The sequence below is a fragment of the Burkholderia sp. BCC1972 genome (genome assembly GCF_905339605.1).
Lineage (GTDB): Bacteria > Pseudomonadota > Gammaproteobacteria > Burkholderiales > Burkholderiaceae > Burkholderia.
This window is the reverse complement of sequence record NZ_CAJPGH010000030.1, coordinates 45125-57879: the sequence shown is the minus strand read 5'-3', so window position 1 is coordinate 57879 and position 12755 is coordinate 45125. Positions and strand designations below refer to the sequence as shown.

The 12755-nt window shown below is 60.3% G+C and carries 9 protein-coding genes; 1 reads left to right on the top strand and 8 read right to left on the bottom strand.

Going from position 1 to position 12755, the window contains the following annotated elements; all coding sequences use genetic code 11:
• Window positions 1–86: 86 nt before the first annotated feature.
• The 8 genes from U5798_RS31335 to U5798_RS31300 all read right to left on the bottom strand — a co-directional run bounded on the left by U5798_RS31335 (window position 87) and on the right by U5798_RS31300 (window position 11359).
• Window positions 87–1334, bottom strand: coding sequence for an acyl-CoA dehydrogenase family protein (locus U5798_RS31335; RefSeq protein ID WP_322084247.1), 1248 nt, complete (start codon window positions 1332–1334; stop codon window positions 87–89).
• A 9-nt stretch (window positions 1335–1343) separates the two neighbouring features.
• Window positions 1344–3506, bottom strand: a complete 2163-nt coding sequence (gene fadB / locus U5798_RS31330) for a fatty acid oxidation complex subunit alpha FadB (protein WP_322084246.1) — start codon at window positions 3504–3506, stop codon at window positions 1344–1346.
• 521 nt (window positions 3507–4027) lie between these two features.
• Complete coding sequence (locus tag U5798_RS31325; protein ID WP_322084245.1) at window positions 4028–5296, bottom strand: MFS transporter; 1269 nt, start codon at window positions 5294–5296, stop codon at window positions 4028–4030.
• A 356-nt stretch (window positions 5297–5652) separates the two neighbouring features.
• Complete coding sequence (gene acdA / locus U5798_RS31320; protein WP_322084244.1) at window positions 5653–6858, bottom strand: 3-sulfinopropanoyl-CoA desulfinase; 1206 nt, start codon at window positions 6856–6858, stop codon at window positions 5653–5655.
• Window positions 6859–6866: 8 nt separating this feature from the next.
• On the bottom strand, window positions 6867–8066 hold the full coding sequence (locus U5798_RS31315) for a CaiB/BaiF CoA-transferase family protein (RefSeq protein WP_322084243.1): 1200 nt from the start codon (window positions 8064–8066) through the stop codon (window positions 6867–6869).
• Window positions 8067–8306: 240 nt separating this feature from the next.
• Window positions 8307–9515 (bottom strand): MalY/PatB family protein, encoded by a 1209-nt coding sequence (locus tag U5798_RS31310; protein ID WP_322084242.1) that lies wholly within the window; start codon window positions 9513–9515, stop codon window positions 8307–8309.
• Window positions 9516–9582: 67 nt separating this feature from the next.
• The gene (locus U5798_RS31305; protein ID WP_321958279.1) at window positions 9583–10803 is read right to left on the bottom strand and encodes an amino acid permease; all 1221 of its coding nucleotides are present in this window, start codon (window positions 10801–10803) and stop codon (window positions 9583–9585) included.
• A gap of 187 nt (window positions 10804–10990) precedes the next feature.
• Window positions 10991–11359: a PaaI family thioesterase gene (locus tag U5798_RS31300; RefSeq protein WP_322084241.1), complete on the bottom strand. Its 369-nt coding sequence runs from the start codon at window positions 11357–11359 to the stop codon at window positions 10991–10993.
• A gap of 493 nt (window positions 11360–11852) precedes the next feature.
• On the opposite strand from U5798_RS31300, the gene U5798_RS31295 reads away from it, so the two are divergent.
• Window positions 11853–12749 carry a LysR family transcriptional regulator gene (locus U5798_RS31295; protein WP_321958280.1) on the top strand — a complete coding sequence of 299 codons (897 nt, stop codon included), beginning with the start codon at window positions 11853–11855 and terminating at the stop codon, window positions 12747–12749.
• Window positions 12750–12755: the final 6 nt, after the last annotated feature.

Sequence of the window (12755 nt, the reverse complement as noted above, 5' to 3'; positions counted from 1 at the left end):
GGCTAGTCCCGAGGAACGATGCTCCCTCGCCCCGTCACTGCCAGACCGTTGCCCGCGATGGCATGGACGTGACATACAGCGAGCCTTCAATGGTGACGGTAGTACGGCGCCGTCGACCCGAGCTGTTCCTTGGCCTTTGCCAACTCGGCGCGAGCGATGGCGCGCAGGTGAACTTCGTCGGGACCATCGAAGAAGCGCATTGCCCGCCCCCAGGACCAGAGGTAAGCCAGCGGCGTGTCGGGCGTGATACCCATCGCGCCGAATACCTGGATCGCACGATCGACGACGCGTGTCTGCAGCTGTGCCGCGACGAGCTTGATGGCCGAAACATCCAGGTGTGCGGACTTGTTGCCATAGGTGTCCATCTTCCAGGCCGCCTGCAAAACGAACAGGCGAGCCTGGTCGATCTCGACGCGCGAATAGGCGATCCAGTCCTGAATGTTGGCGAAGTCCGACAAGGTCTTGCCAAACGCGCGGCGTGACAGCGCGCGCTCGCACATCAGATCCAGTGCGACTTCGCACTGGCCGATCGTTCGCATGCAGTGGTGGACCCGCCCGGGCCCCAGGCGGGCTTGCGCCAACGCGAACCCGCTGTTCTCTTCGCCAAGCAGGCTGGACAGCGGCACGCGCACGTTCTCGAACGCGATTTCGCAGTGCCCCTCCGGCAGATGGTGGCTCATGATCGGCACGTTGCGGACGATGCGCACACCCGGCGTGTCCATCGGAACAAGCACCATCGAATGTCGGCGATGCTTGGCCGCGTCCGGATCGAAGTCGGTCACCCCTATCACGATCGCCAGCTTGCAATTGGGGTGCATCGCGCCCGTGGTGAACCATTTTCGGCCGTTGATGACGTACTCGTCGCCCTCGCGCCTGATAGACGTCTGGATGTTGGTTGCGTCTGACGAAGCCACGTCGGGTTCAGTCATGGCGAAGCACGAGCGAATGGTCCCTTCGAGGAGCGGAACCAGCCATCGATCCCGCTGTGCGGAATTCGCGAAGAGGTGCAGCAACTCCATGTTGCCGGTGTCCGGCGCGTTGCAGTTGAACACCTCGGATGCCCACGCAACACGCCCCATGATCTCGGCCAGCGGCGCGTACTGCATATTGGTCAGCCGCGTACCCGGCTCGTTGTCGAGCAGCCCCGGCAGAAACAGATTCCATAGACCCGCGTCGCGCGCCTGCTGCTTGAGCGGTTCGACGATCTCCGTCGGGAAGCGGCCGGAATCGGCGATGCGCTGATACTCGTTGTCGCGAGGGAGTATCCGCTCATCCACGAACCGGCGCAGCGTCTGCTGCATTTGCTGAACGTCTTCGGGAAGCTGGAAGTGCACGTCATGCCCTCACTGGGAAATCGGATAGAAGCGTTCGTTGGCCGACGCCATCTCGCGCAGTTGCTGGCCGGGCTCATAGGCCGGCCCCAGTGCATTCAGCTCGTCGCAACGGCGCACCACTTCGGCAAGGCCCAGCCAGTCGGCATACTTGAGGGGGCCGCCGGCATAGGCAGGGAAGCCGAGACCAAGCTGCATCGCCAGGTCCACTTCCACCGCGGTTCCGACCACACCCTCGTGCAACGTCCGCGCCGCCTCGAGCACCATCGGGAGCATCATGCGGTCGACGATCTGTTCGTGAGTAAAATTCCGGCGCCCCTCCGACTGCAGTTGCGCAAGCAGCGCGTGTGCGTCCGTCGACGATGTACGCCGCGGCTTGCCGCCGGTCGCACTGGCCTCGTAGCGGTAAAAGCCCAGGCCGTTCTTCTGACCGAAGCGGCCATGTCGCACCATCACGCGCAACGCATCGTCGGCGAGCTCGGGCATGCGATCCGCATAGCCCGCTGAAATGACATTGTTGACATGGCTACCCGTGTCCATGCCGACCACGTCTTCGAGATACGCCGGCCCCATCGGCCAGCCGAACGACTCCATGACCTTGTCGACCTGCTCGAAGTCCGCGCCGTCGGCAATCAGTTTCAGAAAACCACGCATGTATGCGGTCAGCACCCGGTTGACGAGAAACCCGGGGCAATCGCGTACGACAATGGCGGTTTTGCCCAGCGCTGTCGCGTAGGCCACCGCGGTCGCCACGGCCCGATCGGAGGTACGCGTGCCGCGCACGACTTCCACGAGCGGCATCATCGGGACCGGGTTGAAGAAATGCATGCCGACAAACCGTTCGGGACGCTTGAGCGGCGCCGCGATGTCGTCGATGCGCAGACTCGACGTGTTGGACACCAGGATCGCCCCTTCCTTGAGCGACGGCTCCAGATCTGCGAGGACCTTGCGCTTGACGTCCAGGTTCTCGACGATCGCCTCGACCACGGCATCGGCGTCGCCGATTCCGGCAAGATCCAGCTGCGGCTGGACAGCCGACAGAATCTCGACGCTTGCGGATTCGTTCAGGCGCCCGGTCTTGACCTGACGGGCAACCTGCTTGCGCGCCTCGGCCATGCCCTGGTCGAGCGCTCGCTGCTGCAGATCGTACATGCGGGCCGGGATCTTCCGCAGCGCGTGGGTGATCGCTATCCCGCCGCCCATGATCCCCGCGCCCAGCACCAACGCGCCGGACACCTTGCCCGCCTCTTTTGCGTGGTGGCGCGCGATCTTCTTGACCGCCTGTTCGCTCAGAAAGGTCTGAACCATCGACGATGCGGCCTGGGTACGGGCGATTTCGCCGAACACCTTCGCTTCGAGCGCCAGCGCACCGGCACGGTCGAGGCCCGCCCCCTCGGCCATCATGTCGATCGCCGCGAGTGCGGCAGGCTGGTGCGGCGAGCCACGTTCGGCTGCGATGGCGCGAGCTTGCTCGAAAGCAGCCGCGGCTTGCGCTGATTCCGCTGACAGCGGTTTGCGTTTTCGATCCTGCAGCGCTTGCCAATCGACTTCGTTCGCGATCGCCCGTTCGAGCAAATGGATCGCACGGGACCGCAGTTCGTCCGGTGCCGCGATATCGTCCACCACGCCGGCGGCGAAGGCCGCCGCAGGCTCGGCAGGTTTGCCGCCGGCAACCCAGTCGCACGCCACCGCGGCCCCTGCAATGCGCACCAGCCGGACCGTGCCCCCGAACCCGGGGAACAGGCCGAGCTTCACTTCCGGCACACCGATCTGCGCGTCGCTCGACATGACGCGCATCGCGCCAGTCAGTGCAAATTCGAGGCCCCCGCCCAACGCGAAGCCGTTGATCGCCACCACGGAAGGAACCGGCAGGTCTTCGAACTGGATGAAGGCGTCGTTGCTTCCCGCGACGTCCGCGGCAATGGCCGCCGCCGGCTGCGCGAACTTGGACCCGAATTCGGTGATATCCGCTCCGACGATGAAAACGTCCTTCGCGCTCGTCACCAGGACGCCTCGCAGGCCGGCCTGATTCAGCAGGTACTGATTGGCCTGCCGCAATTCGTCGATCGTCCTGCGGTCGAATTTGTTGATGGATTCGCCCTGACGATCGAAGCACAATTCGAAAATGCCGCTATCGCCCAGCGGCGAGACGCGCAAGCTTTGCCCTTGAAACACGATGACTCCTACTGGCACCGACCAGAATGCAGTGAAGTCTAGAAGGCTGCGCGTGGAGCGCCCATCGTCGGAAGCGACGAATCCATTCGCCCTAGAACCGGCGAAAGTCCGGTTGGGGTACACATTGCGGCAACCCAGTATCGGTATCCTTCCGGAAGATAATACTCGGCCATCCCATCCCACTTCTCGGCAACGTCAACGCATGCTTAAAATAGCTACCTAGGGGCAGTTCGGCGTTGCTCCGGAACGAACTTCCTGAACCTCGAAGGCGGTGCTGGCAAATTCTGGGCACGTGTTCCGTACCTGCATCGCCGTTCGCGCAAGGCCGCTCACGCGTTCTCAAGCAGCGAGGATCCAAACCGCCATGGTGGCAGCAATCCTGATTGCAGCATCCCCTCGATCGAGGTGAGTATTACCCAGTATCCTCGTCTATTTGTAACTACCTTTCGGAATGTACAATACGTCGCAGCGGACAACTTTTTGCTGTGAACGCAAAGCCTGCACTCGTTCAAGTTCGAATCTTACGTACGTTCGAAGTCGCGCTTGTGAACGATGGACGATGGCGATTGATGCGACTCGATCTCGCTTGACTGGCTGCTCTTTCGCAACACCAAAGCAGCAAGGGACGCAACGATTCCGCCCGCGGCCAGCGGCATATACGCCCATCCCCAGTGATGAGTCCAATCGAGTGTTGCCCCGAATGTCACCGGTGCAAATGCTCCAACTCCAAACCCCAGGATCGACCTGACGCCCATCACCCGTCCCAGATACGCTGCGGGCACCTCGTCGGTCATGGCGGCCGAAAGTACGCCCGAATCGGCAAGGATGAAGAAGCTGCCGGTCGCGGCCAAAGCGATCATCCAGCCTGGCCCCCACTCTTCGGACCAGCCCATCAGCATCGAACACAACGCCCCCATTGCACCGACGCAAATGAGTACGCGCGCTCGCCCCCAGCGATCGGACAGCGCCCCGACAACTCCCGTGGCGATCATGCCCGACAGGTGAATTGTGCCGGCCACAACCAGGCTCGTCGTCATCGCGCCCAGGTTGCGCGCGTGCAGTGTTGTCGCCAGCAAGGTTGGAGTCCAGGCCCAGCTTCCCAGCAGCTCCCAGCAGTGGGCAACATAACCGACCAGAAGGCACAAAGAGGTCGTGCCAAACACGCTCCGCCACTTGAGGGGCTCGGACGACACCGACGCTTCGCTACCGTGCCGTCGATTCTCCACGCCTTTGAGAGCGATCTGGCCAGATACGGCACCGGCCAATGCACCTATCGCACAAATGGTGAACCCCGCAGCCGCGCCATAGGTGGTCGCTGCCCACATGGAAAGAAACACCGAGAGCAGATAACCCAACGAGGCTGCAGCCAGAATCTGTCCCATCCTGCGACCCCGCTCCGCTGCCGGGCTCAGTTCCGCAACGAGGAGCAGCACCGGCGCGTACGCGCCCCCTTGCGTCAGGCCGACGAACACGATCAGAGGCAGCGCGGTGTGAGGTGAGCGGGCGAAAATCGCGAAGACCATCAATGCTGCAGCACCCGCCCAAGTACTGGCCAAGTACACACGTTTTGCGCCCAGACTATCGGAAAGCCACGCGGTAACCAGGAGTGCAAGCGCATTGGACAGATTGAACGCGGTCTGAATCGAACCTGCAGTAGCGGCATCCATGTGCCATGCGGAGCGAAGTATTGGCAATGCGCCGGCAAATGCCATCGTACCCATGCACGTGCCGACACGACTGAGGCACAGAAGGAGCTGTCGATTCACGCGCACCTCCCTGTAGCACGACATCTTTGTTGCACAGAGCGATATGCACGACGGCTAGACTGAAAGCGAGACACGATAGTCGTAAGAATATTGAATTGCTTGACCCGTTGCGCATGGACAGGCCCGCGCATTAACGGTCGTGGACATGGCACATGCCATCGGAATACTGCAGCCGGTCAGCCGCCGTTCCACCATCCCTTCCATGAGATGACCTCCTCGATTGTCGACAACGTACGATGCACTCTCGATCTGCTTCCCGGGCGGACTCGGCACTGACGTCGATAGTCCGCCCGCAAGCTCACGAGCGCTGGCGCTCGGAGCCGATACCTTGAGCACACCAGGTTTCGGTTCGCGTCATCGGTGACGTAACGCGTGCTGGCTCAGGGGTTACTGCTCTGCACCGCCTTCAGAAAACCTTCACGCGTCTGCGGCAGCTTCATGCCCAGCAACGTGGCAGCGACCTGCGTGCGCAAGATCTGCGCCGTCCCGCCTGCGATGGTGAACATGCGCGCATCCCGCACGTGCCTCTCCATCGGGTTATGACGGCCATACCCGGAAGACCCATAGAACTGCAGCGAATCATTGGTGACCTTGTTGGCCGTTTCAGCCGCGAAGATCTTCGCCCGCGCTGCCTTGTCGATATCCGGAAAGTCCGCACCACTGGCGGCGGCGGAGCGCAGCAGCAATCTCGCGGCTTCCAGTTGAGTCGACATGTCGGCAAGCATCCACTGCAACCCCTGGAATTCTGCGATCGGCCGGCCAAACTGCTGCCTGGATTTGAGGTAAGCCATGCCTTCCTCGAATGCGCCTTGAGCAATACCCAGGGCAACCGTTCCCGCGCCGACACGCTGGGCGTTGTAGGCCGTCATCAAGGATGCGAACCCGCGCTTGAGACCACCGGGAGGCATCACAAGCATCGACTTGTGCACCTTGAGGTCGCGGAACTCGAGATGGGTTTCCGGAATGCCGCGCACGCCCATCGCGTAAAGCCTGCGACCAACAACGAGTTCGGCGGGTGTGTTTCCGTCTCGCACGGAGATAAATGCACCGATGCCCTGTTCGACACCATCGTCGAATACCCGCGCAAAGATGAGGTGTAGCTTCGAAACGCCGCCGCCGGTAATCCAGTACTTCTCGCCATTCAGGACGTAGTCGTCCCCTTTCCTGTCGGCGCGCGTCGTCATCTCGCTGGCCGCGCTGCCGGCATCAGGCTCCGAGATGCAGATCGCCGGCTTGTCCCCCGCCAGGACGAGATCAGCCGCCACCTTCAATTGGGCCTCGGTCCCGTACTTGGCAATGGCACCGATCGCGCCCATGTTTGCCTCGACGGTGATTCGCCCCATGGTCGCGCACGCCTTGGCCATCTCTTCAATGACGACCACGGTATCCAGATAGGAAAGACCGCGTCCGCCGAGGCTCTTGGGCAACGTCATTCCCATGAATCCGGCATCGCGCAGTGTTGCGACGTTGTCCCACGGATACTGTTCGGTGAGGTCCGTATTCGCGGCAGTCGGAGCGAATACTGACTGCGCGAGTTCCCGTGCTTGCACCTGGAGATTCAGTTGTTCGGGAGTGAGGTCGTACATGGTGCCTCCTAATACGTTTGATTGTTTTGAAGCCAATCCATCAGGACTTCTTCGGCGTGCTCGTCGAGCCGCGGCGGCGGGCGCCTGTAGCTCGGCGGCGTCGCGGACATCTTCAACGGGTTTGCGAGGAGGCGAATCTCGCCGCCCATCGCCCACTCGCACGGCATATGCAGCTCGGCACCGCGAGCCTGGACATGGGGGTCGGCGAACACGTCTTCCAGATCGTTCACCGGCCCGCACGGAACCCCGACCGCCTCGAGTTCTTGCAGCCAGGTCGCGCGCTGCTTGCCTCTCAGCGCTTTGCCCACGAGTTCACACAGTTCAATCCGATGCCGGATACGCATCGGGTTCGTCGCAAAGCGTTCATCGGATGCGAGCGCACCAATTCCTGCGACCTCGCAAAACCGGCGGAACTGTGCGTCGTTTCCAACGGCGAGGATCATCGGCGAATCCGCTGTCAAGAACACCTGGTATGGGGCGATGTTCGGATGACCGTTCCCCAAACGCGACGGCACTTTCCCGTCAGCCAGATAATTTGTTGCGGCATTGACTAGCCAGGAGATCTGCGTATCGAGAAGGGAAATGTCAATATGTTGCCCTTCCCCGGTTTGCTGACGATGGTGCAAAGCGCTCAGGATGCCGACCGTGGCATACATCCCAGTCATGACATCGGCGATTCCGACACCCACCTTCATCGGCTCCCCATCCGGCACGCCGGTCAGACTCATGATTCCACCCATCCCCTGGATCAGAAAGTCGTATCCGGGTCGGGAGGCGTACGGGCCCGTTTGCCCGAAGCCGGTGACGGAGCAATAGATCAAGCGAGGATAGCGATCCTTGATTTGCTCATACGCCAGGCCGTACCTGGCAAGACCGCCCACCTTGTAGTTCTCCACCAGCACATCTGCCTGTGCAATGAGCCGATGCACAAGCTCCCTACCCGAATCGGAACCGATGTCGATCGCGATCGAACGCTTGTTGCGATTGGCCGAGAGGTAATAGGCACTTTCGTCGGTGTCCTCACCGGATGTCCCGCGCACATAGGGCGGGCCCCATTTGCGCGTATCGTCGCCCTCATCGGGCTTTTCGACCTTGACGACATCCGCGCCCAGATCGCCGAGGAGTTGCGCCGCGCTCGGCCCCGCCAGGATGCGGGACAAGTCTAGGACTTTGATTCCTGCCAACGCCATCTTCTGATCTGCCGTCATGCAGCACCACCGTTTGAGCGTTGTTCGGCAAACGTCATGATGCAACCATCTGACCACATGGAACCGCGCGAAAAGACAACCCGATCCATCGTCTTCCTCCTCACTCCAGTGACTTGGTTAATATCGTATGACTCACGTCTTTCACAAACAAATGAATCCGACTTCAATCACACTTCGCAAACCGGCCGTCGAGCGACGCGCAGGCCGTTGACCATTCCGTCCACACGCTGATGCGGCTACTTAGCGCGCGGCAAGTGCCCGCGAGATGCGGTCGATCGCCAGGTCCACCGTTTGCCGCGAACAGCCCAGATTTGCCCGCATGAAACCGTGCCCCTCCGCGCCAAATTTGGGTCCCTTGTCGAGCCACACCTGCGCCTTGACGAGCATGAAGTCCTCCAGCGCTTCAGGTGTCATTCCCAGCGCGCGGCAGTCCATCCATGCGAGGTAGAGCGAATCCATTGCAATCACGCTCACACCCGCATCGAGCGCGTTGATCCGATGGGCGAAGTGCTTCTGGTTCTGCGAAACGTAGGCGACGAGCGCTTCAACCCACTCCGCTCCATGCGTGAAAGCGGCTTCGGTCGCGACCATTCCCAGCAGATTGATGCGCGTGTTGTGGTTTCGGTCAATCGTCCGTACGACTTCGTCACGCTTGATCTTGTCGGCGATGAACATGTTTCCGCATTGCAGTCCCGCCAGATTGAACGTCTTGCTGGCAGAGGTGCACGTGATGCTGTTGTGCGCGAATCGCGCATCGAGCGATGCAAACGGCGTATGTTTCCTTCCTGCCGCAAGCACGAAATCGCAATGAATCTCGTCGGCCAGTACGAGCACACCATGGTTCAGGCAGATTTCGCCCATGGTGCGCAGTTCATCACCTGTCCACACATTACCCGTGGGATTGTGCGGGTTCGAGAGGATGAAAACCTTGGTGTTGTCGCGAATCGCGTCCTCGAACACCTTTGCATCGAAGCGGTATCGCACTCCATCGAACTGCAGCGGCGCCGCGGCGACGTGGCGACCATTGATCACGACGTCATTGTGAAAGTGGACGTAGACCGGCGGCTGGATCAACACCGAATCGCCAGGCTGCGAGAAGGCCTGCACGACGATCTTGATCGCTGCAACGACGCTCGCGACGGGCACGACCCACTCCGGGCGGACGTCCCAACCGAAGCGCTTGTGCTGCCATCCGGTCACCGCATCGAGGTATCCCTGCGTCGGCCCTGCGGGATAGCCGTAGACACCGTGCGACACCGCTTCGTACAACGCTTCGTTCACGGCAGGCGGCGACTTGAAATCCATGTCCGCGACCCACATCGGCAATGGCCTGGCGCGTGCCTGCTCAGCGCTCATGAAAGCAGCCGGGTCGCCCCACTTCATTGAATTGCTTCGACTGCGGTCCACAACGGTATCGAAGTCGAATCGAGGCTTGTCAGCCGGGAACATGTTCGTAACTTGAGTCATAACGTTCAACCTCACTCGGTCTTGCCTGAGCTGCAACTGCGCGGCGGAATCAGTAGCCCATCGCCTTGAGAACGGGCGACAAGCTCACGACGACACCCAACAAAAACACGAAAAACACGCGGCTAGACCGGTACTTTTCAAGCGCGGGCACCTTGTACACGAGTACGCAGGGAATGATGAACGACGCAATCCCGTAGATCGGAGATGCGAGCTGTTGCAACAGCAGAATCGAGAAGCGCGTCTGCACCCATAACCACAAGCTGAGCACGATGAATACGCACACGTAGACAGATACCACGCGGGAATCGATACGCTCTTGCGGAACGAAGCGCGTGATGATGTTCATCACCACGCCTTTAATCGATTCCTCGAACCCGAGGTAGATCCCGAGAAACGCAGTGAGAATGGCGAACACGTTGAGCGCGGTTGTCATGTACAGCACACCGTTCCCGGGCATGACGCTACCCGCCAACGCTAGGGCCGAAATGTTCTGCGCTTTGGCCGAAAGCGCCTGTTCGTGCGAAATCGAAAGCGAAAATGACGTAGCAAAGAAGAGCACCGCGACAACGAGTACCGCGTATGCAATACGGCTGGCCCGAATGGCTCGGTACGTCGCGACTCGCGGATCGTTCTCTACCCTGCGAAACGCAACGTTCATCGGGCTGAGGATCTGCACGAACAGGATGGAAAACAGCGTGAACGGAACGGTCAGGATGGTGTCGGCGACGAAGCGCTTGAGCTCGGGCAAGGGCGGCAAATTCGCCCGCATATCCCAATGGGGAATCATCACAATGCCGAGCAGAACGATCACGCCGAGCTTGAAGATCACCAGTGGGCCCGATACCTTGAAGATCAGCCTCTCGCCCTGTGCCGCGATCAGCACCAACCCGCTCAGGATGGCCAGCGAGAACAGCGGGCTGTCGGAAAGCAATCCCGTCGTTACGCCGAAGCTTTGCAGGTATTTGGCCGTGTCGAAGGTGACTGCCAGCGAGTACGTGAGCATGCCTTTGACGAGCATGAGGAAATACACTATGGCGAGGACGATGCCCCAGTTCTTGCCGAAGTACTGCGAGATGATTCCCGCATAGTTCTCGCATTCGTCGCTTTCGGACAGGGTCTGCAAGTAGAGCTTCTGCATCATGTACAACGCCGGGTATGCGAGCGCCACCGAGGCAGCAAACACCCACACGCCGACAATTCCGATCTGTACCGGAAGAAAGACGATGCCGGCGCCTATCGCCATGCCGATGCAAAGGATGACCCATCCCATGTCATATCGGGTGAACGGTATCCTGGTCGCAGATTCGACGGACAATCCCAAATCAGCTAGCGCACTCAATGTCGTCTCCTTTGTTTGTGAGCGGTGCAACGCGTGCAATCTCATGTACAGCGTCGACCCGTTCAGTATTTCTTATTATTTTATGAAGCAGGCTTCGGACGCCTGGAGTGGAACCCGGCTAAGCGCCGTTTCGTTCCGGCAACCGAATTGCCAGCATTTCGCCGACGGCGCATGTGACGCCATTTGCAGTCAACGTCAAGTCGATCCATGCCTTTCGCCCTTCCAGCGATCGGAGCTTGCCGGTCACGACGAGTTCGATCCCGAGCGGAGTCGGCTGCCTGAAGTCGACCTTCAGCGAGGCCGTCACGAAACGAATCTGTGGACCGTCGCCGATCTCACGCCCTTCTCTCTGACAGGCAAATGCGGCGGCCGACGCAGCGCCGTGGCAGTCGAGCAGCGACGCAATCATCCCGCCGTAAACGTGATCGGGAACACCCCCGCTGTATCGGGCTTCAGGCGTGAACCTGGCGACTGTCTGGTCACCCACGAGGTGGCTCTTCAGGTGATGACCGTGCTGGTTTTGAGGTCCGCAACCATAGCAATGAGCAAACTCCGGGGAGTACAAGTCCTGTATTGCGCATGTCGACATCTGGCGCCTCCATTTTTTGAATTTGAGCCTCCAACAACGACCCGGAACCCATTGACGGGAGCCGCTGTTGGCTGCCTTCCGATCTTGAAGTTATCGTATGTTTCATCACATTCATGAACAATTGAATTTGACCTCAAGTCATCCGATTGAACGCAAACTCGGTGATTGCGCATCGCTGCTGCCTCCCCGGGTCTGTGGAGAGCGTGCTTCGTCACCGACCGACAGCCCTGCCGATCGCTGCCGGTCTCATCCAGCTCCGGTACATTCGTTCGATCATTGCACTGGCGAAGTACATGCATCGCCGTCCATCTTGCAAGCGAACCAGTCCGGAAATAGGATTCATGTATTCGAAAATTACTTGAAGGCAAGCTCAATGACGCGTCGATCCGGCATGACCACCCCCACCCTGAGGCAGCTCGAGCTTCTGCTGGCCCTCACTTCCTCTGATGGAATAGCCGGTGCCGGAGCGACGCTCGGCATGTCGCCGTCAGCCACCAGTCACGCATTGCGCGCACTTGAGACGGCACTTGGTACGGAACTGATCGACCGGAATGCCTCTGGCGTCGCACTGACCTATACCGGGGAACATGTCCTTCCCCATGTACGCGATGTCTTTGCGTCCCTGCAGCTGGTTCAGGCGACGGCGCTCGCCGGTGCCGAGCTGAAGACGGGCTTGCTACGCCTCGGTTCGTTCGGTGCGAGCGCCACGATCAGGGTTCTTCCGGCGCTGATAGAACGCTTCAAGGCCCGATATCCCGGTGTCGACGTCATGGTGACGGAGAAGCCGGACGAACAAACGTTACGAGATTTGATCGAGCGGCGGCTCGAACTCGCTGCAGTCACGCTTCCGAAGTTGGACTTCGATTCGCAAACACTCGCCATTGATGAACTCGTGGCAGTCCTGCCGTCCGACCATCGTTTGGCCAAGCTGGAGGTCGTCCCGCTCAAGGAACTGACAGCGGACCCTTTCATCCTGACTCGCGCCGGTTCACAGGCGCTGGTGACCAGGCTGTTCGCGAGGAACAACCTCCATCCGCGAGTCGCCTACGAACTTCTTCAGTTGATGTCGATACTCGAACTGGTCGCGAGCGGAAAGGGAGTCTCCGTCCTCGCAAAACTCGCGCTTCCGGACCGGTACGACGGCACGGTTTTCCGTCCTATTTCGCCGAGCACTTCGCGGCGTATCGGTCTGGTATGCCTGAACGAGAACCGCCTTTCTCCGGTTGCTCGTGCGTTTTGGCAAGAAACACGTCGGCATCAAACGAGCCTCAAGCCTACGACTCGCTGATCATTC

Excerpts from the sequence above, each read along its gene's own strand:
- U5798_RS31315 (WP_322084243.1), bottom strand. The coding sequence starts at position 8,066 with ATGACGGCAGATCAGAAGATGGCGTTGGCAGGAATCAAAGTCCTAGAC.
- U5798_RS31295 (WP_321958280.1), top strand. The coding sequence starts at position 11,853 with ATGACCACCCCCACCCTGAGGCAGCTCGAGCTTCTGCTGGCCCTCACT.
- U5798_RS31305 (WP_321958279.1), bottom strand. The coding sequence starts at position 10,803 with ATGGGATGGGTCATCCTTTGCATCGGCATGGCGATAGGCGCCGGCATC.
- U5798_RS31310 (WP_322084242.1), bottom strand. The coding sequence starts at position 9,515 with ATGTTCCCGGCTGACAAGCCTCGATTCGACTTCGATACCGTTGTGGAC.
- U5798_RS31325 (WP_322084245.1), bottom strand. The coding sequence starts at position 5,296 with ATGTCGTGCTACAGGGAGGTGCGCGTGAATCGACAGCTCCTTCTGTGC.
- acdA (WP_322084244.1), bottom strand. The coding sequence starts at position 6,858 with ATGTACGACCTCACTCCCGAACAACTGAATCTCCAGGTGCAAGCACGG.